The following is a 20,642-nucleotide window of genomic DNA, read 5'->3' on the forward strand; positions in this document are numbered from 1 at the left end:
CCCATGCCGGGAGCCCGTAGCCGCAGGCGGCAGGAGGCCAATTACTGGCCCGGCTTCGTCGACGCCCTGTCGAGCCTGCTGCTTGTCATCATCTTCATGCTGAGCCTGTTCATGCTGACCCAGTTCTTCCTGGGCCGGGAAATCCAGGGCCGCGACTCCGCGCTGGCGCGACTCAACAGCCAGATTGCCGAACTGACCGACCTGTTGCAGCTCGAACGCGCCAATTCCGACGACCTGACCACCCAGATCGCCACGCTCACCGCCACATTGGGCGCCGCCCAGGCCGACAATGCCAGCCTCACCAGCCAGCTCGCCGGCATTGGCGCCGGCCTCGGCGACAAGGACAGCACCATTGCCGGGCTCGAAGACGATCTGATGGCGGCCCAGGAACTCTCCGACGAGGCCAATGCCCAGGTCGCCCTGCTGAACCAGCAACTTGCCGCGCTCCGCACCCAGATCGGCGCGCTGGAAGCCGCCCTCGAGGCCTCGGAAACCCGCGACACCGAATCCCGTACCCAGATTGCCGATCTCGGCCGCCGCCTGAACCTGGCTTTGGCCCAGCGCGTCCAGGACCTTAGCCGCTATCGCTCCGACTTCTTCGGCCGCCTGCGCGAAATCCTCGAAGGCCGGGCCGATGTCCGCGTCGTGGGCGACCGCTTCGTCTTCCAGTCCGAAGTGCTGTTTGCGGCCGGCCAGGCCGATATCTCGCCCGAAGGCACGCCCGATCTCGACGCACTGGCCGAGGCCATCCTGCAGCTCGAAACCGAAATTCCGCCCGACATCAATTGGGTTCTGCGCGTCGACGGCCACACCGATATCAGGCCGATTTCCAATGCCCGCTTCCCGTCGAACTGGGAGCTTTCGGCTGCCCGCGCCATTTCCGTGGCACAATATCTGGTGAGCAAGGGCGTCTCGCCCAACCGGCTGGTCGCCGCCGGCTTCGGCGAATTCACCCCGCTCGATCCGGGCAATACCGAGGAAGCCTATCGGCGAAATCGCCGGATCGAGTTCAAACTGACGGAGGGGTGATTGGCGACGGCGCAACGCGCCGACAAATCGCTCCGGTGGAGCGATTTGAGCCGATCACGGTCGAGCCTTGCGAGACCCCGGACCAGCGCCTGGGAGCCACAATGCTAACCCGCATCCTCCAGCCGGAACTGCAACCGCGCCAGCTCCGCATAGCGTCCGCCCTTGGCAACCAGCTCGTCATGCGTGCCCTGGTCGATGATGCGGCCGCCATCGAGCACCAGGATCTTGTCGGCGTCGCGAATGGTGGCCAGCCGGTGGGCAATGACCAGCGTGGTGCGGCCCGCCATCAGGTGTTCCAGCGCCGTCTGCACCAGCCGCTCGCTCTGCGCGTCGAGCGCGCTCGTCGCCTCGTCCAGCAGCAGGATCGGCGAATTCTTGAGAATGGCGCGGGCGATGGCGAGGCGCTGCTTCTGCCCGCCCGACAGCGTCACGCCGCGTTCGCCCACCATCGTGTCATAGCCCAGCGGCAGGTCCATGACGAAATCATGCACCAAAGCGGCGCGTGAAGCCGCCTCAACTTCGGCCTCGCTGGCCTCCGGTTTGCCGAAACGGATATTCTCGGCAATCGTGCCGGCAAAGATGGTCGGCTCCTGCTCGACATAGGCAAAGCGCTGCCGCAATTCGCGCAGCTTGGTATCGCGAATATCGACGCCATCGACGCGGATCACCCCGCCGCTGACATCGTAGAAGCGCTGCAGCAGCGACAGGGTCGTCGACTTGCCCGAACCCGAAGCCCCAACCAGCGCCACGGTCTCGCCCCGGCCCACAGCGAAATCGAGCCCTGTCAGAACCGGCTCGGACCCGTCATAGGAGAAGTTGACGTTCTCGAACGCCACCGTGCCCAAAGCCGGCTTGGGCAGCGCCACCGGCTTGGCCGCTTCGCGGATCGTCGGCTCGGTATCGAGAATTTCGGTCAGCCGCTCGGTGGCGCCGGCCACTGATTGCAGCGTGCCCAGCACTTCGCTGACATTGGTCAGCGCGCCCGAAGCCATCAGCGCATAGACGAGGAATTGCGCCAACTGCCCGGCTGTCACCGTGCCCTCGAAGACCGAGCGGGCACCCCACCAGACCAGGAATACCAAAGCCGCCGTGCCGAGGAAAATCACCATGCCGACCAGCACTGAGCGCGCCAGCAGCCGGCGCACTTCGGCGCTGTAGCTGGCTTCGCTGCGCTCATCGTAATTGGCAGCCTGTACCGGCTCCTGCGTGAACGATTTGACCGTGCGGGTGGCGCCCAGCATTTCGGTGGCCATGGCGGAAAGGTCGGCCAGCGCATCCTGCGTCCGGCGCGACATGCCGCGCAGCCGCCGGGCAAAGGTAATGACGGGGAACAGGATAGCCGGTGCGGCGATCACCACGGCCAATGTGAGGATGGGGCTGGTCAGCAGCATCATCGTCAGCGCGCCGACAATGGTCACCATCGAGCGCAAGGCCAGCGAGAAGCTCGACCCCACCGCGCCGCGGATCATCGCCACGTCGCCATTGAGCCGGCTGGTGAGTTCTCCCACGCGATGCGTATCGAAATAGCGCGCATCCAGCCCCAGCAGGTGCGCGAACACCGCCTGCCGCAGATCGGCCAGCACGCGCTCGCCGATGACAGAGATGAAATAGAACCGCGCCCCGCTCGCCACCGCCATGATGGCCGCGACACCCACGATCAGCCAACCATAGCGGCCGACATTTTCCAGGTTCTGCGTAATGAAGCCCTGGTCGATGGCCCCGCCCAGCAGCGCCGGAATGGCCAGCGAGGCGACGGCCGAGACCAGCAGGAAGGCCACGGTGAGCGCCAGCCGCACCGGATAGCGCAGCATGAAGGGCACCAGCTTGCGCAATGGCTGCAGCTTGCGGGGGTTGACGACCGGAGTCGCTACGATCTTTTCGGCGTCAGCCTGAGCCGGGGCGGCCTGGTCTGTCATCGCGAGGTTACGCCACCTGTTTTGGGGAAAGGCTGGATTGGTGCTTGGATATAGGCACTGCCTGGCGGGGCGGCAACAGCTTTGTCCGGTGCGAAATTGTCGCGCCCGCGCCCTTGCGGAGAAGCCGGGCTTTCTGTATGAAGCCGGCAACACCAGTTTTAGATGCTCTCCGGGCGCCACGGCGCCCGTTTGATTTGAGGCGATACCGATGAAGGCTGATATCCATCCGGACTACCACACCATCACTGTGGTCATGACCGACGGCACCACTTACGAAACCCGCTCGACCTACGGCAAGGCCGGCGACACCCTGCAGCTCGACATCGACTCCAAGACCCATCCGGCCTGGACCGGTGGCACGGGCCAGTTGCTCGACCGCGGCGGCCGTGTTTCGCGCTTCAAGGAGCGCTTCAAGGGTCTCGGCATCTAAGCCGATCCGCGATGAATTCGAAAAGCCCGGCCATTGTGCCGGGCTTTTTGTTTGTGGAGCATGGCCCCCGCGCAGGCGGGAATCCACTCTTCTCTTCAAAACCACCGCAGGACAAGAATGGATTCCCGCCTACGCGGGAATGACGTCGTGGTATGAAAGACCTACCTCGTCATCATCCAACCAGAGCCACGCCCTTGCAATTTGCTCTCTTCTTCGGCGCTGCAGTGTTCGAGATTGGCGGCTGCTACCTGATCTGGCTGGCTTTGCGACAGGGACAGCCCTGGCTCTGGGCACCCGCTATCGTCGCCCTGGCTTTGTTCGGCCTGCTGCTGGCCCTGACCGGCACCGAAAGCGCGGGGCGGGCCTTTGCCATCTATGGCGGCATCTATATCGCCGCGTCAGTCGCCTTCATGGCCGGCATCGAGCGTGTCCGTCCCGATGCGTGGGATCTGGCGGGCGTCGCGATCTGTCTGTTGGGGGCGGCGGTGATTTTCTTCGCGCCGCGCGGTTAAGCCCGGCCGAATGCCGCCTTGAGTCGGGCCAGTTGGTCGGCAATGCCGTTGGCCGTACCCGGATCGAGTTCGGGCATGCGGCCACGCTCCAGCGTATCGAACTGCATCACCCGCTCGAACAACCGGTCGCCCTTGTCGATATAGGCGCGCAGCGTCTCCGGCAGTTGGTCATAGCCCGGCCCGCCGCGCTCCGAGGGCGTGGCCGAGAACTTGACCTTCTCCTTTTCGGAGCGGGCATTTTCTCGTGTGATTTCGCCCTCGTTGACCGCGCGCTGCAACAGCAACCACGAGGCCAGTTGCATCAGCCGCGTGGTCAGGCGCATGGATTCGGTGGCGTAGAGGAACGAGGCTTCGCGGCCGAGGATGCGGCTCTCGTTGCGCCCCTCGCCGTCGAGATAGGCCGCCACGTCCTCGATCAGGCCCATGCCTTCGCGATAGAGCAGGTCGAATCCGCCCGATGCCACGATGCGTGGCCCGATGGCGATTGCCGGTCCTGTCTCTTTCAAATCCGTCAAGCGCATGCTCCCTGGCGATGGCCATGCTAGGCCTAAACCGGCAAGGCGTCATCCCTTGCGGTCCATCAAGCTAAAAAGAGCTTTAAGATCAGGGCCATACCAAGGCCATCAGGACGCCTGAAAAGAAAAAGAGCGGTAAGAACCGCTCTCGAAGTTAACAGGGAGGCGTCAAACAGAGGGAGAAACCACTCTGCAAATCCAGAACAATCTGAATAATCTAAGGTTACCGCCAAGAGATTAATTGTGTGTTAACAGGAGTCGATTTCTTAACCCTGTCAGTCCGTTCCATACTCAAGCGGGAGGCTGGAACAGGGTCGCCACGAGAAATTGCCAGGCGCCCGAACCGAGCAGGACCACCACGACCCAGGCCGCTGCACCCAGAAGCAGGATCAGCAAGCCATTGGGGATGGCATCCGGCTTTTGCCCGAGCCCGCCTTCGGAATTCCTCGATCCGGTGATGTTGCGTGCCATGTCGAACTCCTTCCCCCGTCGCCGGCACACGAAAATTACGCTCCTCGCCTAAAATGTCTATCAATTTAGTAGTGTATTAAACCGCGATACCTTTCGGCTGGGGAAAATAATGCCGGACCTCCCCCGTTGAATGGATTCTGAATGATCCGTTCCGGTTTCGCTCATCGCCCGCGCGCTAAGCCGGAGTCCTCACGCAATGAGGAGGAAACGATGACCACTATTTCCGCTGGAGCCGCTGCCGGTTTGCTGGTCGCGCTCATGGTGTTGTCGACCAGCGACGGCTATGGCGCCGAACTGGTGCCCGCCGCGAACCAGGCCGGGAATTTCGTCCATCCCGGCACGATCAGGGGATTCAATCCCCAGCCCGACCCGCCCCATGAGGCGCGCGGTTTCGACCCCCAGCCCGATCCGCCCAAGGTTTTCGGTGACGGCTCGGTCAAGCCGGCCGGGCACGGCTAGAGCGTTTCCAGCAAAAGTGGAGACGGTTTTGCGGTTCGGAAACGCGACAGAATAAGGGCCTAGAGCTTGAACGCGGCGTCCGCGGCCTTGCGCGTGGCGCCGCGCGCTTCGATCGTGGCCCTGAGCCGCTCGATCTCGGCCTCGAGCAGGTTGATACGCTCGTGCAATTCTTCCACCGACATGGTGTCGATGGTCATGCCGACTTCATGGCCTTTGGGCTTCTTGATCTCTTCGTCGAACATTGTTTCAGCCTCCTGCGCCAGGGTTGAACGCTCAGCTTAGCGCGAAAGACTTGCCGAGCAAATCCGCATCGGCCAGCATGGTGGCATGACACTTACCGATATGCACGCCATTGCCATCGCCCGTCCGGGCGGTCCCGAAGCCCTCGAACTCCAGCGCCTGCCCAGGCCCGCCTGCCGTGATGGCGAGGTGCTGATCCGCGTTGCCGCGGCCGGGGTCAACGGTCCCGACCTGGCCCAGCGCCGCGGCCACTACGATCCGCCGCCCGATGCCTCGCCGCTGCCGGGCCTCGAAGTCGCCGGCGAAATCGCGGCGCTCGGCACGGGCGTCACCACCTGGCAGGTCGGCGATCGCGTCATGGCGCTGACCAATGGCGGCGGCTATGCCGAATATGCGGCGGTGCCGGCCGGTCAGGTACTGCCCATCCCCGATGGCTGGAGCTTTGCCGAAGCGGCGGCCCTGCCCGAAACCTGGTTCACCGTCACCCAGACCCTGGTGATGCGGGCCGGGCTCGAGCCGGGCATGACCGTGCTCGTTCACGGCGCCTCCGGCGGCATCGGCGGCGCGGCCATCCAGATATCAGCCATTCTCGGCGCCCGCGCCATCGGCGTCGTCTCGTCACCGGACAAGGCCGACTATGCGGCAAGGCTCGGCGCCTTCGCCACTATCGACCATACCGGCGAGGACATCGCCACAAGGGCCCTGGCCCTGACCGACGGCAAGGGCGTCGATCGCGTGGTCGACATCATCGGCGGCAAGATGGCCGAACAGAATATCGCCGCCTCGGCGCGGGGCGGTCATATCGTCCAGGTCTCGACACTCGACGGCAGCACAGCCAGCCTGTCGCTGCGCGCCATCATGGCCAAGCAATTGACCCTGTCCGGCTCCACCCTGCGCCCGCAGACTTCGGCCACCAAGGCCGCCATTGCCGACCGCATCCGCACCGACTTGCTGCCGGCCCTGTCGCGGCCCGGCTTCATCAGACCATCAGTGGCGCGCTTTCCGCTGGCGGAGGCCGCCGAGGCCCACCGCGCCATGGAAGCTCGCCGCCACATGGGTAAAATCGTGTTGATCACATCGTTCGGCGCCGATACCTCGTCCTGAAGGGGCGGTAAAAAACCTACATCGCCATTGCGGATCGCCCGCCAAACCCATATATTGTGGCCTGTTCCCCCTCAGCATGAAGCAAAGAGGCGGAGCGGCCCGGAGGAAAACCGGCCGCGCCTGCAGGAGAGTTTTATCATGACCCAGCCTTTGTTGATGCCCAAGGCGACCGCTGTCTGGCTCGTCGACAACACTGCGCTGTCGTTCGAGCAGATCGCTGCCTTTTGCACGCTGCATCCGCTCGAAGTTCAGGGCATCGCCGATGGCGACGTCGCCGGCGGCATCATGGGTGTCAATCCGATCCAGAACGGTCAGTTGACCCGCGAGGAGATCGAGAAGGCCGAGGCCGACCCCAATTACCGCATGAAACTGAGCGAGCCCAAGGTTCGCGTCGCTGCCGCCAAGCGCAAGGGCCCGCGCTACACCCCGATTTCGCGCCGCAACGAGCGCCCCAATGCCATCAAGTGGCTGGTGCGCAACCATCCCGAACTCAAGGACGCCCAGATCATGCGTCTGGTCGGCACCACCAAGTCGACCATCGACTCGGTGCGTGATTCGACCCACTGGAACTCGGCCAACCTGACCGCCATGGACCCGGTAACGCTGGGCCTGTGCAGCCAGATCGATCTCGACCTCGAGGTCAAGCGCGCCTCCAAGGGCGCGCCTGGTATCGATGAAGCCGAGGAAGGCACCATGCTGATGACGGCGGAAGAGGCCCTGGCCCGGTCAGGCGGCCGCGGCCATGCCGAAGGCGAAGAAAACGAATTCGCCGCCAACGACCATCGCCCCGCCGAGGCGCAGGACGATTTCGACGCCGACTCGGTCTTCTCCAAGCTCAAGTCGCTCAACAACGATAGCGACGCTTAAGAGGCAACGGCCAGCGGAATGGAAAACAACCTCCTGCTGGCCGTTTTCGTACTCCTGGCAGCCAGCGTCGCGCTGGTGCCGCTGGCCAAGGCGCTGGGCCTTGGCACCGTGCTGGGCTATCTCGCCGCCGGCATCCTGATCGGCCCCTATGGCCTGGGGCTGGTTTCCGACAGCGATCTGGTCCGCCAGATCGCCGAATTCGGCATCGTCATGATGCTGTTCCTCATCGGCCTCGACCTGCAGCCCAGCGAAGTCTGGCGCATGCGCCACAAGGTCCTCGGCCTCGGCGTCACCCAGCTCGTCCTCACCTCCGTCATCATTGCCCTGGCGCTGCTGGCCGCCGGCTTCGCGCTCAATGTCGCCGTCATCATCGGGCTGGCACTGTCCATGTCCTCCACGGCCATCGCCATGCAATCGACCCAGCAGCGCGACATCACCCGCACCGATGCCGGGCGGGCGAGCCTGGCGGTGCTGCTGGTGCAGGATGTTTCGGTCATCCCCATCCTGGCTGCCATTCCTCTCCTGGCCATGCCCGAAGCCGCGCTCGACCATGAAGTGGTGAATGCCGTCGAGTCCATCGCCAATCCCATGGATTGGCTCACCCCCGCCATTATCATCGGCGCCTTTATCGGCGCGGTTCTGGCCGGCCGCTTCCTCGTTCGCCCGGTGCTGCGTTTCGTCGCGCTGACCGGGGTGCGGGAAGCCTTCACCGCCCTGGGGCTCGCCATCGTCTTCGGCGCGGCCCTGCTGGCCCAGTTCGAAGGCTTCTCGCCGGCTTTGGGCGCCTTTATCGGCGGCGTACTGCTGGCCGACAGCGAATACCGGCACGAGCTCGAAAGCAATCTCGACCCCTTCAAGGGCCTGCTGCTTGGCCTGTTCTTCATCTCCGTCGGCATGTCGATCGCTTTCGACATCCTGTGGTCCGAGCCCTTGCGACTGCTGGCGCTGGTGCTCGGCTTTGTCGGCATCAAGATCGCCGTGCTGTTCGTGCTGGCGAGCCTGTTCCGCATGCACCTGGCCGACCGGCTGCTGGTGGCGATCCTGCTGAGCCAGGCCGGTGAATTCGCCTTCGTCATCCTGCAATTCGCCCAGAACAACAGTGCCATCGGCGCGGAGGATCACGCTTTCCTGGCCGTTGCCATTGCGCTTTCCATGGCGACGACGCCCCTGCTGCTGCTGGCCTTCGACCGCCTGATTGCCCCACGCATCGATGCGCGCCGCCAGGACGACCGCCCGAACGACACGATCGATGAGCATCGCCGCATCGTCGTGCTCGGCTATGGCCGCTTCGGCCAGATCGTTACCCGCATGCTGCGCAGCCAGGGCTTCGACATGACCCTGATCGACGACGATCCCGCCCAGATCGATCTGGTGCGCAAATTCGGCGTCAAGGTGTTCTACGGCGATGCTTCGCGGCTCGACCTGCTCCATGCCGCCGGCGTCGGCCAGGCCGAACTGGTGGTGATCGCGGTGGGTGGCCGTGACCGCATCCTCGCCATCGCCCGCAACCTGCGCAAGCATTTCCCCTCGGTCACCGTCGCCGCCCGCGCCGTCGATCGCGGCCATGCCCACGAGCTGATGGCGATGGGCGTCGAGATTTTCGAGCGCGAAACCTTCCTCTCCGCCATCAGCCTCGGCGCCAAGGTGCTCACCCAGCTCGGCGTGGCCCCCAACGACGCCATGCATATGGCCCAGGCCTTCGAGCGCCATGACAACGAATTGCTGCATGACAGCTTCTCGGTGCGCCACGATGAGGATGCCTATATCGGCATGGTGCGCAATTCCATGGACCTGCTCAACGAAGCCATGCGCGGCGACACCCCATCTACCATTCCAGTTGACAAGCCCGCCCCGAAGCGTACCGAGTAGTACGACACTTCCTGAGCCCTCATGGTGAGCCTGTCGAACCAAGAGGGCGGGCGCGCAGTCCGTGCCACGACCTCGTCCTTCGACGGGCTCAGGATGAGGTCTACTGACTCTTCCCGCCTTCGGACCAAATCCATGCCCATCTTCGATCCCTATTTCGTCACGGTCGCCGTGATCGCCGTGCTGGTTGTTGGCCTGTCCAAGGCCGGCCTGCTCGGCAGCCTGGGCATGGTCGGCGTGCCGCTGCTGAGCCTGGTCATGCCGGCGCGCGACGCGGCGGGCATAATGCTGCCGGTGCTGCTGGCCATGGATGTCATCGCCGTCTGGACTTATCGCAAGGAAGTCGATTGGCGCATCCTGCGTATCATGCTGCCCGGCGCGGCCGTGGGCACGCTGCTGGGCTGGGCGCTGTGGTCGGTCGTATCAGATGCCGGTGTACTGCTCTTTGTCGGCGTGGTGACGCTGCTGTTCATCCTCGATGCCCTGCTGCCCCTGCGCAAGAAGCTCGAAGGCCTGCCCCCATCCCGGCTCTGGGGCAATTTCTGGGGCGGCTTTGCCGGCTTCACCAGCTTCATCAGTCATACCGGCGGCCCGCCCTTCCAGATCTATGTGCTGCCCCAGCGCCTGACCCCGGCCATCTATTCGGGCACCTCGGCCTTCTTCTTCGCCATCGTCAATTCGGCCAAGCTGATTCCCTATTTTTTCCTGGGCCAGCTCAACGTCCACAATCTGCAGCTATCCGCCGCGCTGATCCCGGTCGGCATTGTCGGCGTGCTGGCCGGCGTCTGGCTGGTCCGCCGCATCTCGATGAAATGGTTCTACCGCATCGCCTACTGGCTGGTTTTTCTGCTTGCACTCAAGCTGGTCTGGGACGGGGCGCGAGGGGTATTCTGGGGCTTGTGAAGCGCATAACAGCATTCCGAGAGTCATTCGATGCCTCCGCACCACGGAGCAGGTTTCCCTCCCCCTAGGGGAGTGTTCACTTTGGACGCTAGTTAGCTGCACCAGCTATCGGCTCCTGCCCACCCTCCCCCTTGAGGGGAGGGTAGCGAAGCTCGGTCCGCAGGACCGTAGCGGAAGCTGGGGTGGGGGGTGTCGGGGCTTCCTCGAACGCAGCGCTTGCGGAACCTCCGACACCCCCACCCTCGATCCCTCCCCTCAAGGGGAGGGAGGAGAAAGAACCGTGGCTCCCGCGCATGAATGAAGCGCCAAGTGTAAACACTCCCCTTTGTGGGGAGAGAATGAGGGTGAGGGTCTTTCGAGCGCACCACACGCAGACGAAACCCCCAACAAAAAAGGGCCGCAGCCTGTGCTGTGACCCTTCGAAAACCCAGATGGGCGGCTTGCTGCCGCTCTTACTGGGAAACCGCACTGAATTTGTAGATCTGGTCCTTCACTTCGAGTTTCTTGCGCTTCAGCGCGCTGACCATCAGATCGTCGTGGCGGGTGCTTTGCAGTTCTGCCTGGATCTGGCGGTCCAACTCCTGGTGGCGCCGTTCGAGCGCCGCGATATGCCCTTCAGTCGTCATGACAACTCCTTGAAAGCCTATGTGGACGAAGTGATCGTCACAAATAATTCACGACTTGTCGACTGCCTTCCGGAGGGCTCTTGAAATCTGGTGCAAAACTCCCCGTGATCGGTTAACCAGAGGTAACGGCTGAGGCGTCGGGAGTACGCGGGAATCCATGCTTTCGCTCACCAAGGAACAGGAAGCCACCCTGGGTCTGGAATTGGCCACCAAACGCCAGGAACACAGCGACCTCAACGCGGCCATCGATACGCTGACCAGCTCGCATGTGGCCGATCGCATGCTCATCCAGCGTCTCAAGAAGCGCAAGCTGGCGCTCAAGGATCGCATCGTCCAGCTCGAGAATATTCTGCTGCCCGACATCATCGCCTGATGGGTCCACCGCCTTGATGTGTGGCGACAATTGGGCTAGTTCCGCGCTTTGCAAAGACCGATAGGGGAATCGGCCGTGCTCACAAAACCACTCGTCGCCATCGTCATGGGCAGCCAGTCCGATTGGCCCACCATGCGCCTCGCCGCCGAAACGCTCGAAGCGCTCGAGGTCGAATACGAGGCGCGCATCGTCTCCGCCCATCGCACCCCCGAACGCCTGGTCGATTTCGCCAGCAATGCGCGGGCCGAGGGCTTCAAGGTCATCATCGCCGGCGCCGGCGGCGCCGCCCACCTGCCGGGCATGATCGCCGCCATGACGCCGCTGCCGGTCTTCGGCGTGCCGGTCAAGTCCAAGGCACTCAACGGGCAGGATAGCCTGCTTTCCATCGTGCAGATGCCCGGCGGCATTCCCGTCGGCACCCTGGCCATCGGCGAGCCCGGCGCCATCAATGCCGCCCTGCTATCGGCCGCCGTACTGGCCTTGTCCGACGATGACCTGGCCGACCGGCTCGACGCCTATCGCGCCCGCCAGACGGCGACCGTCCCGCTCTTTCCCGCAGATACCGAGTAGACCTTGGCAAACGACAATTCCGCGCTGCCGCCAGGCAGCATGATCGGCATTCTCGGTGGCGGCCAGCTCGGCCGCATGCTGGCACTGGCCGCGGCCAGGCTGGGCATGCGCACCCACATCTTCTGTCCCGATCCTGATAGCCCGGCTTTCGATGTCACCCCGCACAAGACCGTCGCCGCCTATGACGACGAGGCGGCCCTCGCCGCCTTCGCCGATGCGGTCGATGTCATCACCTACGAATTCGAGAATGTCCCGACCGCCACGGCCGAATTCCTCGCCGCCCGCAAGCCCCTGCGCCCCGGCGCCAATGCACTGGCCGTCTCGCAGGATCGCCTCGCCGAAAAAGGCTTCCTCGCCTCCAAGAACATCCCCGTCGCGCCTTATCGCCCCGTCGAGACCATGGCCGACCTCGAATCCGCGATGGACACACTCGGCCTGCCCGCCGTGCTCAAGACCACGCGGCTGGGCTATGACGGCAAGGGCCAGCGCGTCATTCGCGAGCGCAGTGAGGCCGAAGCCGCCTTTTCCGCGCTCAGCCCCAAGCCGCTGGTGCTCGAAGCCTTTATGCCCTTCGACAAGGAAATCTCGGTTGTCGTCGCCCGCAATGCCTCGGGCGAAGTCCGCGCCTTCGACGCCGCCGAAAACGTCCACCGCCACCACATCCTCTTCACCAGCACCGTGCCGGCCGATATCCCGCCCGGCGTCGAAAAGCATGCCGCCATGCTGGCCAAGGTCATCGTCGTGGCGCTCGACTATGTCGGCGTGCTCGGCGTCGAATTCTTCGTCATTCCCGGCGAACGCCCGACGCTTGTCGTCAACGAGATCGCCCCGCGCGTCCACAATTCCGGCCACTGGACCGAGGCCGTCTGCCTCACCGACCAGTTCGAGCAGCATATCCGCGCCGTCCTGGGCTGGCCCCTGGGCGACCCGGCTCGCATGGCCGACGTGGTCATGGAAAACCTCGTCGGCGACGAAGTGGGCATGGTGCCGTCAGGGCTGGACGGGAACACGCAACCCCACCTCTACGGCAAGACCGAGGTCCGGCCTGGGCGGAAGATGGGCCATGTGAACAGGGTTGTGCGGCGGTAGCGCCACGCCCTCGTGGTTCGATGGTCGCTGCGCTCCCATGAGGGCTACTGGAATACGGAGCTATAAGTAGCCCTCATGGTGAGGTGCGCGTTCTTCACGCGCCTCGAACCACGAGGGCGTGGCACTACCGCCCCAGCCAACCCTTCATCGCCTCGACCACCGCCCCCGGATTTTCCATCGTGGGCAGATGCGCGCTGTCGGCAAAGCGCACCAGTTCCGCCCCCTTGATCCCCGCCGCGATTTCCTCGGCCAGCTCGGGCGGCGTCATCTTGTCCATCTCGCCCACGCCCACCAGCACCGGGACCTTGATCTCGCCCAGCCCCGGCCGCGAATCCACCCGGTTCATGATCGCCACCTGCTGGCGCAGATAGGCCGCCTGCCCCACCCGCTCCGACATGGCCTGCACGTCCCTGGCCACATCAGTCCCCATATGCTGCGGCGCAACCAGGCTGCCCAGCAGCCCGCGCGACACGCCGATGAACTTGCCCTGCCCCACCATCTCGATGCCCTTGCGCCGCGTCTCCTTGCGTGCCTCGTCATCGGCGCGCGCCGACGTATCGAGCAGCGCCAGATGCGTCACCCGCTCCGGCGCCTGCCGCATGATCTCGAACGCCACATAACCGCCCATCGAGAGCCCCGCCAGCGCGAATCGGGCCGGCGCCGCCGCCAGCACCCGCGCCGCCATGTCCGCGATGGAATCGTCCTGCGTCAGGTCGGCGACCGTGGAGCGGGCGTCCAGTCCCGCGATCACGTCGCGCCACAGCCGCTCGTCGCAGATCAGCCCCGGCAGCAGCAGCAGTTCACTTGTCATGTCGGTCTCCCGGTGGCAAAATCATCGGGCTCGACTGTTCCGCTCGACGCGCCCAAGAGCAAGGCCGCGCAGGCCAAATCCGCGGTTTTTCTCATCGGCACAGTGGACAAGCCCGCACAGCTGGGCTATAGAGCGGCCCACGGTGACCGGCCCTGCTGGTCGGCGACGGCGCTTTTTGGCTCCGGCGCTATCATCCAAACCCACATGTCTAAGCTTCGAAAGGGCGGTTGACCTTTGCAAGTAGTCGTTCGCGATAATAACGTTGACCAGGCGCTGCGCGCGCTGAAGAAAAAGCTGCAGCGCGAAGGCGTCTTCCGCGAGATGAAGCTGCGCAACTACTACGAGAAGCCCTCCGAGAAGAAGGCTCGCCAGAAGGCCGAGGCCGTTCGCCGCGCCCGCAAGCTGGCTCGCAAGCGCGCCCAGCGCGAAGGCGGTCTGCCCGCCCCGACGACGACCGCGCGTCCCGGCCAGGCCGGTCGTCCCGCGGCTGCCACTCCGCGCACCTAAGCGCCGGCTGCCATCAGTTTTAAAAACGCCGTCCTTCGGGGCGGCGTTTTTGTTTGGCTTATAGGCTGGCTGGATTCACGCGAGCTGCGCGTCAATGCTAACAGTCTGCTAACCAATTCCGTCAGTCTGCTATCGCCCGCTCGAAGAACGGCTCGGCATGGCTCCAGATCCCGCGATCCCACAGATCGCTATGCCCAGCCCCCGGCTCGATCCACAATTCGTCCTTGTTGGGCGCCAGCGCATAGACGCGCTCGCCATTGCTCACATCGATGGTCACATCACCCGTACCATGCGCCACCAGCACCGCCTCGGTGACATCTGCTATCCACTGGTTCACCGGAAACTGGTCCTGCATGACCAGCCCCACCGGCAGGTAGGGATAACGCTCCCCGGCCACCGTCACCGCCGACAGGAACGGCGTTTCGAGCAACAGCGCCTCGGCATCGCGCACACTGGCGACATAGGTGCTCGGCCCCGAACCGAGCGAGCGCCCCCAGATGACCAGCGGGAAGCCCTTGTCCGCCGCCCAGTCGAACATGGTGGTGGCATCATCCAGAATGCCCTGCTGGCTGATGCTGCCCGGCGAGGCGGGAAAGCCGCGATAGTCGAAGGCCACGAAGCCATAGCCGTCCGCCACGAACTGCTCGAAGCGCTCATGCTCGGCGCTGAAACTGCCCGAATTGCCCTTGTAATAGACGATGACAGGCTTGCCTGCCTGTGGCGCCTGGTACCAGCCATGGACCACGCCATCGTCAGATGGCACCGCAATATCCTCGGCTCCGCTGAGCGTCGTATCGGCCAGGTCGGTGATCTCGCCCTGCGCGTCATACTGCAACGCGCGCTGGTTGAAATACATGTAGCCGACGACGCCGGCATAGGCGACGACAAGCAGGATCACGAGAGCAAGCAGGATACGGCGCAGGAGCTTCACGGCACGGACCTCGGGCAAGGATTCGCCCCGAGCCTACACCAATTGCCGTTAGCGCCTATACCGCCGCCCTACAACTCGCTGATCGTCTGCTGCAGCGCCCGCTCGAACACTTCATCCGGCTGCGCGCCCGACAGGGCGTATTTCTCACCGAATACGAAGAACGGCACGCCGCGAATGCCCTGCGCCGCCGCGTCATTGGCCAATTGTTCGGTAATGGCCAATTCGTTCTCGTCATTCATCGCGTCGAGCGCGTCGCCGCGGTCAAAGCCATATTCCACCGCAATGTCGGCCAGCACATTGTCGTCGTTGATCTGGCGGTGTTCGAGGAAATAGGCATTGGCGATGGCATTGGCCAATTCATGCTGAATGCCCAGCGGCTTGGCCAGCCGCGTGATCGTATGCGCCTTCTTGGTCGGGAACATGCGCGGCTGCTGGCTCAGGTCGAGATCGACCCCGGCTTTCTTGGCCTCGCCTTCGACGCGCGCCCACATTTCGCTGGGCTCCTTGCCATACTTCTCGCGCAGCATGTCGGCCACCACAACGCCCTCGGCCGGCGTATTGGGATCGAGGTAGAAGGGGTGGTTCTCCACCACGACTTCGACATCGTCGGGCAGGTCAGCGATGGCCTTGTCGAGTCGCGCCGACCCGACCAGGCACCAGGGGCACACGACATCGGTAAACACATCGATCTTGAGCAGCTTGGCCATGGTCACATCCTTTGTTGCCTCTCACATGGCGCGGAATGGCGGCCATCGCAAGAACGCACGCGGAGGTAACCTATCCGCCGGTATGGCTGTTGGTCACGGCGAAGGGCGGCGACCAGGCAGCCGCGAAACTCAGGCCAACAAAGGCGCTGAACCCCATCCAGGCCATGCCCGGCGCCATCATCATGGCGGCCCTGGGCTCCACATTGCCAGCGCGGATCATCGCGCCAAGCCCCAGGATCAGCAGGGCAAAGGCCACCATGCTCAGCGTCATCGAATCAAGCGGCGCGACCACGAAGGGGAAGCCGATCATGCCGGCCATCAGCGCCACGATCCACCAGCCGGCGCGCTGTCCGGCCAGCCCACGCCCAGCCACCATCCAGCGGGCCACGCCGAACAGCGGCAGGCAGCCCAGATGCAGCACCGCGCCCATCCAGCCGGGCAGGCCCAGCGGCGAAAAGAACAGTGGCAGCAGGCCGTTGAGTTCGGCAATGCCATTGGCAATGACAAACACCGCCAGCGGCATAGCCGCACTCAGCACCAGCCCGAGTCCGTTCTGCCGATCCACGTCAAGGATCGCGAAGGGAGATTTTGAAACTGCTGTAATGGTCGCCATTTTCTGGCTCCCGTTCTTGCCATTGCCTTCCAGAGCAACAGCGCAAACGGCAAAAGGGTTCCGTTAACGTCAACAAGCGGGACACTGTGCTTTGCCGCCGCCTTGCGCTAGAACCGGCCGAAAATGGAGCCTGTCATGCCCATAATGCCCGACCTGGCCGCTCGCCTCGAGGCACTGGAAACCCGTATCGCCTTCCAGGACCAGACCATCGAGGACCTCAACGCCACCATCACCGCGCAATGGCGCCAGATCGACCTGCTGACCCGCAAGCTGGAGCAGATGGAAGAGCAGGTTCGGTCAGGCGTCCACATCGCCGACCCGGCCACCGAGCCCCCGCCGCCGCATTATTGAGGGCGCCGCGGTTGCGGCCAATAAAGGAGCTTAGGTTTCTGGCAGCAATGTTAGGAACCGCTGGGCGCCGATGTGTGCAAACGCTGCCAAGAAAAAGAGTGCCACGGTCAATGGGGAGAGCGGTGGATTCCCCTGAGCGGCTCCGCTAGCGCAGCACCAATGCACACAACGGCCAGCACATTTACAGTAGCTGCTAGGAGCTTGGTCTTCTCCGCTAGCACCTTTTCCTCCCCAGGTGTTTCGCGGAGCTTCTTCAACGTCCGATAGACTTCTCGAAATACGGCAGCCGCGCAGGCTCCGACTAGCCCCCAAAGCCCCATCAATGGAGAGCCACCAAGGCCTTCTATTGGAACAAACTGCTGGACAGATAACGCACCCACTATGAGCGCGGGGATCAGATACAGAAGTCTCAGCTTCCAGTCGAAGCGTTCGGCCTTGGTAGCTCCCATCCGCGCTAGTGCCCCAGCGCCTTGACGATGTCCTCGGTCATCTTCTTGGCATCGCCGAACAGCATCATCGTGTTGTCGCGGTAGAACAATTCGTTCTGCACGCCCGCATAACCGGCCGCCATGCCGCGCTTGATGAACAGCACCGTACCGGCATCCTCGACGTTCAGCACCGGCATGCCATAGATCGGCGAGGTCTTGTCAGTCTTGGCCGAGGGGTTGGTCACGTCGTTGGCGCCGATGACAAAGGCGACGTCGGACTGGGCGAATTCGGAATTGATATCCTCCAGCTCGAACACTTCGTCATAGGGCACATTGGCTTCCGCCAGCAGCACGTTCATATGCCCCGGCATGCGGCCCGCCACTGGATGGATGGCATACTTCACCGTCACGCCTTCGGCCTTGAGCAGGTCGGCCATTTCGCGCAAAGCATGCTGCGCCTGTGCCACCGCCATGCCGTAACCCGGCACGATGATGACCTTGCCGGCATTCTTCATCAGGAACGCCGCGTCTTCCGCCGCGCCCTGCTTGACCGGACGGTCATCCTCGGCGGCGCCAGCGGCAGCGGCGCTATCGCCACCGAACCCGCCCAGGATCACTGAGATGAAGCTGCGATTCATCGCCTTGCACATGATGTAGCTCAGAATCGCACCCGAAGAGCCCACTAGAGCGCCGGTGATGATCAGCGCCGTATTGCCCAGCGTGAAGCCGATGCCCGCCGCCGCCCAGCCCGAATAGGAGTTGAGCATCGAGACCACGACCGGCATGTCCGCGCCGCCGATCGGGATGATCATCAGCCCGCCCAGCACGAGGGCAAGAATGGTGATGGCCCAGAACAGCCACGGGTCAGCCGAGGTGGTGAAGGCCCAGACCAAGAGCACGATGGCCACGCCCATGACGATATGGATGGCATGGCGCGCCGGCAGGATGATCGGCTTGCCGCTCATATTGCCGTTGAGCTTGGCGAAGGCGATGACCGAGCCGGTGAAGGTGAAGGCGCCGATGGCCACGCCGATCGACATTTCGACCAGCGCCTGTGCATGGATATGCCCCGGCGTGCCGATGCCGAAGGCTTCCGGCGCATAGAGCGCCGCCGCCGCCACGAACACGGCAGCCAGGCCCACGAGCGAGTGGAATGCCGCCACCAGTTGGGGCATGTCGGTCATCTTGACGGTGCGGGCCATATAGGCGCCGATGCCGCCGCCAAGGGCAATGCCGCCGACGATCAGCGCCCAACTGATCCAGTCGCTCGGCGCCGCCACGGCCAGGGTGGTGAGAATGGCGATGCCCATGCCCACCATGCCGAACATATTGCCCTGGCGCGACGAGCTGGGGCTCGAAAGCCCGCGCAAAGCCAGGATGAACAGCACGCCCGAAACGAGATAGAGAAGGGCTGCAATATCTGCAGAAATCATCGGCTCAACCCTTCTTCTTGTACATGGCCAGCATGCGCTGGGTGACGAGGAACCCGCCAAAGATGTTCACACTGGCAAAGACCAGGGCGATGAAGCCGAAGAGCTTCGAGACCCAGTTGCCATCGGCGGCCAGATGCACACCCACGGCCAGCAGCGCGCCCACCACGATCACCGAGGAAATCGCGTTGGTCACGCTCATCAGCGGGGTATGCAGCGCCGGGGTCACCGACCAGACCACGAAATAGCCCACGAAGATCGCCAGCACGAAAATGGCGAGGCGGAAAGTGAAGGGGTCGATCGCTTCCATTTACTTGGCTCCCTTGGGTGCGGCGGGCTTCTTGGCGGCAGCAGGTTTGCTGGCTGCTGCCGGCTTGGCTACGGCAGGTTTGGGCGCAGCGGGCTTCCTGGCGGGCGGCTTCTTGGCCGCAGCCGGAGCCGCGGCAGCCGCCGCATCGATCACCGCTGCTGCCTTCTTGGTCGCGGCGCGCTTGGCGGGGGCCGGTGCCTTCGCAGCAGCCGGAATGGACTGCTCCACACCCGGCTCGGCCTTCTTCGGCGCATCGGCCATGGCGGGGGCCACGGCCTTCTTGGACGCCGGCTTCTTGGCCGGTGCGGCCTTGCCAGTCGTCCCGGTCTTGGCCGGAGCCGGCTTGGCTTCGACAATCTTGGCCGGCGCCTTGGGCGCAGGTTTGGCTACGGCAGCCAGCTTGGCTTCCGCCGGAGCGGGCGCCGCGAAGTTCGGATGCACCACCTTGCCGTCGCGCGTCAGCACGGTCGCCTTGACCAGCTCGTCATCCCAGTTGATGGCGAGCTTCTTTTCCTTGGCGTCGATCAGCGTGGTGAGGAAGGCGAGCAGGTTGCGCGCATAGAGCTGGCTGGCGGTGGTCGGGATGCGACCCTGCACATTGGTATAACCGATGATCTTGACGCCGTTATGCTCGATCACCTTGCCCGGCACGGTCAATTCGACATTGCCGCCGCGCTCGGCGGCGAGATCGACGATGACAGAACCCGGCGCCATCGATTCCACCATCGCCTTGGTGATCAGCCGCGGCGCCGGACGCCCCGGGATCAGCGCGGTGGTGATGACGATGTCCTGCTTGGCAATATGGGTGGCGGTCAGTTCGGCCTGCTTGGCCTGGTATTCCGCGCTCATCTGCTTGGCATAGCCGCCGGCGGTTTCCGCCTGCCTGAATTCCTCGTCCTCGACGGCGATGAACTTGCCGCCCAGCGACTCGACCTGTTCCTTGGCAGCCGGCCGCACGTCGGTGGCAGACACCACCGCGCCCAGACGCTTGGCCGTCGCGATAGCCTGCAGCCCCGCCACGCCCGCGCCCATGACGAACGCCTTGGCGGGACGCACCGTGCCGGCCGCCGTCATCATCATCGGCAGCGCGCGGTCGAATTCGGCCGCCGCTTCGACGACGCCCTGATAACCGGCCAGGTTTGCCTGCGAGGAGAGGATATCCATCACCTGCGCACGCGTGATGCGCGGCATGAATTCCATGGAAACGGCAGTGACCCCGGCCTTGGCCAGAGCAGCCACATCCTTGTCATTGCCATAGGGGTCGAGCGCGCCGATCACCAATGCGCCCTTGGCGACGCCACCGAGCGAGGCCGCCGTCGGGCGGCGCACCGTCAGCACCACATCGGCGCCCTTGAGCGCCGCATCGGCACTGGCCGCAATGGTCGCGCCGGCTTCGGAATAATCCTTGTCGAGAATGCGCGAGCCCAGGCCCGCGCCTTTCTCCACCGCAACGCTGGCGCCCAGCGCAATCAGCTTGCCCACCGTTTCGGGAGTTGCCGCAACGCGGTTCTCTCCTTCGAAACGCTCGCGGACGATCGCAATTTTCATGAAAGTCTCCTGCCCGCCTGCCCGACGGACAGGCTC

The 20,642-nt window shown here is 64.0% G+C and carries 24 protein-coding genes and 1 pseudogene; 13 read left to right on the top strand and 12 right to left on the bottom strand.

The annotated features are described in order from the left end of the window. The first annotated feature begins 3 nt into the window (after positions 1-3). Positions 4-1,029, top strand: a complete 1,026-nt coding sequence (locus NVV79_RS10925; protein ID WP_303989108.1) for a peptidoglycan -binding protein — start codon at positions 4-6, stop codon at positions 1,027-1,029. Positions 1,030-1,133: 104 nt separating this feature from the next. Here NVV79_RS10925 and NVV79_RS10930 read toward each other — a convergent pair whose 3' ends face one another. Next, positions 1,134-2,945, bottom strand: coding sequence for an ABC transporter ATP-binding protein (locus NVV79_RS10930; protein WP_303989111.1), 1,812 nt, complete (start codon positions 2,943-2,945; stop codon positions 1,134-1,136). 208 nt (positions 2,946-3,153) lie between these two features. On the opposite strand from NVV79_RS10930, the gene rpmE reads away from it, so the two are divergent. Together rpmE and NVV79_RS10940 are read left to right on the top strand one after the other, a co-directional pair. Further along, entirely contained in the window at positions 3,154-3,375 is a 222-nt protein-coding gene (rpmE, locus tag NVV79_RS10935) for a 50S ribosomal protein L31 (protein ID WP_146290245.1), read from the top strand. Between the two features lie 194 nt (positions 3,376-3,569). Continuing rightward, complete coding sequence (locus tag NVV79_RS10940) at positions 3,570-3,887, top strand: YnfA family protein (RefSeq protein ID WP_303989115.1); 318 nt, start codon at positions 3,570-3,572, stop codon at positions 3,885-3,887. Here the strand turns inward: NVV79_RS10940 and NVV79_RS10945 are convergent. Together NVV79_RS10945 and NVV79_RS10950 are read right to left on the bottom strand one after the other, a co-directional pair. Next, on the bottom strand, positions 3,884-4,402 hold the full coding sequence (locus NVV79_RS10945) for a DUF1465 family protein (RefSeq protein ID WP_303989118.1): 519 nt from the start codon (positions 4,400-4,402) through the stop codon (positions 3,884-3,886). The two genes, NVV79_RS10940 and NVV79_RS10945, sit on opposite strands and share 4 nt — an antisense overlap. Before the next feature lie 291 nt (positions 4,403-4,693). After that, entirely contained in the window at positions 4,694-4,873 is a 180-nt protein-coding gene (locus NVV79_RS10950; protein WP_303989120.1) for a hypothetical protein, read from the bottom strand. Between the two features lie 210 nt (positions 4,874-5,083). On the opposite strand from NVV79_RS10950, the gene NVV79_RS10955 reads away from it, so the two are divergent. Continuing rightward, the gene (locus NVV79_RS10955) at positions 5,084-5,332 is read left to right on the top strand and encodes a hypothetical protein (RefSeq protein WP_303989123.1); all 249 of its coding nucleotides are present in this window, start codon (positions 5,084-5,086) and stop codon (positions 5,330-5,332) included. 59 nt (positions 5,333-5,391) lie between these two features. Here the strand turns inward: NVV79_RS10955 and NVV79_RS10960 are convergent, their stop codons facing one another. Next, complete coding sequence (locus NVV79_RS10960; protein WP_303989126.1) at positions 5,392-5,574, bottom strand: DUF1192 domain-containing protein; 183 nt, start codon at positions 5,572-5,574, stop codon at positions 5,392-5,394. Positions 5,575-5,659: 85 nt separating this feature from the next. Between NVV79_RS10960 and NVV79_RS10965 the strand changes: the two genes are divergently transcribed. The 4 genes from NVV79_RS10965 (at position 5,660) to NVV79_RS10980 (ending at position 10,312) form a co-directional block, all read left to right on the top strand. Further along, positions 5,660-6,676, top strand: a complete 1,017-nt coding sequence (locus tag NVV79_RS10965; RefSeq protein WP_303989129.1) for an NAD(P)H-quinone oxidoreductase — start codon at positions 5,660-5,662, stop codon at positions 6,674-6,676. Positions 6,677-6,814: 138 nt separating this feature from the next. Then, positions 6,815-7,543: a DUF1013 domain-containing protein gene (locus NVV79_RS10970; protein ID WP_303989131.1), complete on the top strand. Its 729-nt coding sequence runs from the start codon at positions 6,815-6,817 to the stop codon at positions 7,541-7,543. Between the two features lie 18 nt (positions 7,544-7,561). Next, positions 7,562-9,412: a monovalent cation:proton antiporter-2 (CPA2) family protein gene (locus NVV79_RS10975; protein WP_303989134.1), complete on the top strand. Its 1,851-nt coding sequence runs from the start codon at positions 7,562-7,564 to the stop codon at positions 9,410-9,412. A gap of 132 nt (positions 9,413-9,544) precedes the next feature. After that, on the top strand, positions 9,545-10,312 hold the full coding sequence (locus NVV79_RS10980; RefSeq protein WP_303989137.1) for a sulfite exporter TauE/SafE family protein: 768 nt from the start codon (positions 9,545-9,547) through the stop codon (positions 10,310-10,312). Between the two features lie 452 nt (positions 10,313-10,764). On the opposite strand, the gene NVV79_RS10985 is transcribed toward NVV79_RS10980, so the two are convergent. Next, complete coding sequence (locus NVV79_RS10985; RefSeq protein ID WP_146290254.1) at positions 10,765-10,938, bottom strand: YdcH family protein; 174 nt, start codon at positions 10,936-10,938, stop codon at positions 10,765-10,767. A gap of 157 nt (positions 10,939-11,095) precedes the next feature. Here NVV79_RS10985 and NVV79_RS10990 point away from each other — a divergent pair, with 157 nt between their 5' ends. The 3 genes from NVV79_RS10990 to NVV79_RS11000 all read left to right on the top strand — a co-directional run bounded on the left by NVV79_RS10990 (position 11,096) and on the right by NVV79_RS11000 (position 12,970). Next, positions 11,096-11,311, top strand: coding sequence for a YdcH family protein (locus NVV79_RS10990; RefSeq protein ID WP_056255408.1), 216 nt, complete (start codon positions 11,096-11,098; stop codon positions 11,309-11,311). Positions 11,312-11,386: 75 nt separating this feature from the next. Next, positions 11,387-11,881, top strand: a complete 495-nt coding sequence (purE, locus tag NVV79_RS10995; RefSeq protein ID WP_303989143.1) for a 5-(carboxyamino)imidazole ribonucleotide mutase — start codon at positions 11,387-11,389, stop codon at positions 11,879-11,881. Positions 11,882-11,920: 39 nt separating this feature from the next. Further along, complete coding sequence (locus tag NVV79_RS11000) at positions 11,921-12,970, top strand: 5-(carboxyamino)imidazole ribonucleotide synthase (RefSeq protein ID WP_303990375.1); 1,050 nt, start codon at positions 11,921-11,923, stop codon at positions 12,968-12,970. A 124-nt stretch (positions 12,971-13,094) separates the two neighbouring features. On the opposite strand, the gene NVV79_RS11005 is transcribed toward NVV79_RS11000, so the two are convergent. Further along, on the bottom strand, positions 13,095-13,781 hold the full coding sequence (locus NVV79_RS11005; RefSeq protein WP_303989145.1) for an alpha/beta fold hydrolase: 687 nt from the start codon (positions 13,779-13,781) through the stop codon (positions 13,095-13,097). A 234-nt stretch (positions 13,782-14,015) separates the two neighbouring features. On the opposite strand from NVV79_RS11005, the gene rpsU reads away from it, so the two are divergent. Next, the gene (gene rpsU, locus NVV79_RS11010; RefSeq protein WP_303989147.1) at positions 14,016-14,288 is read left to right on the top strand and encodes a 30S ribosomal protein S21; all 273 of its coding nucleotides are present in this window, start codon (positions 14,016-14,018) and stop codon (positions 14,286-14,288) included. Positions 14,289-14,409: 121 nt separating this feature from the next. On the opposite strand, the gene NVV79_RS11015 is transcribed toward rpsU, so the two are convergent. From NVV79_RS11015 to NVV79_RS11025, 3 genes are all read right to left on the bottom strand, one after another. Next, positions 14,410-15,237, bottom strand: a complete 828-nt coding sequence (locus NVV79_RS11015) for an alpha/beta hydrolase (protein ID WP_303989150.1) — start codon at positions 15,235-15,237, stop codon at positions 14,410-14,412. Between the two features lie 50 nt (positions 15,238-15,287). After that, positions 15,288-15,926 carry a DsbA family oxidoreductase gene (locus NVV79_RS11020; protein WP_303989154.1) on the bottom strand — a complete coding sequence of 213 codons (639 nt, stop codon included), beginning with the start codon at positions 15,924-15,926 and terminating at the stop codon, positions 15,288-15,290. 70 nt (positions 15,927-15,996) lie between these two features. After that, positions 15,997-16,539, bottom strand: a complete 543-nt coding sequence (locus NVV79_RS11025) for a hypothetical protein (RefSeq protein ID WP_303989157.1) — start codon at positions 16,537-16,539, stop codon at positions 15,997-15,999. A gap of 135 nt (positions 16,540-16,674) precedes the next feature. Here NVV79_RS11025 and NVV79_RS11030 point away from each other — a divergent pair, with 135 nt between their 5' ends. Further along, the gene (locus NVV79_RS11030; protein WP_303989160.1) at positions 16,675-16,890 is read left to right on the top strand and encodes a SlyX family protein; all 216 of its coding nucleotides are present in this window, start codon (positions 16,675-16,677) and stop codon (positions 16,888-16,890) included. A 454-nt stretch (positions 16,891-17,344) separates the two neighbouring features. On the opposite strand, the gene NVV79_RS11035 is transcribed toward NVV79_RS11030, so the two are convergent. The 3 genes and pseudogenes from NVV79_RS11035 to NVV79_RS11045 all read right to left on the bottom strand — a co-directional run. After that, positions 17,345-18,748, bottom strand: coding sequence for an NAD(P)(+) transhydrogenase (Re/Si-specific) subunit beta (locus NVV79_RS11035; protein WP_303990377.1), 1,404 nt, complete (start codon positions 18,746-18,748; stop codon positions 17,345-17,347). Positions 18,749-18,755: 7 nt separating this feature from the next. After that, a complete protein-coding gene (locus tag NVV79_RS11040) occupies positions 18,756-19,058 on the bottom strand; it encodes a proton-translocating transhydrogenase family protein (RefSeq protein ID WP_146290263.1) in 303 nt (100 codons plus the stop codon). Between the two features lie 300 nt (positions 19,059-19,358). Then, positions 19,359-20,606 (bottom strand): annotated as a pseudogene (locus NVV79_RS11045) (Re/Si-specific NAD(P)(+) transhydrogenase subunit alpha); the annotation flags it as partial. Positions 20,607-20,642 lie beyond the last annotated feature (36 nt).

Origin of the sequence: Devosia ginsengisoli (assembly GCF_024707105.1) — a bacterium.
GTDB lineage: Bacteria > Pseudomonadota > Alphaproteobacteria > Rhizobiales > Devosiaceae > Devosia > Devosia ginsengisoli_A.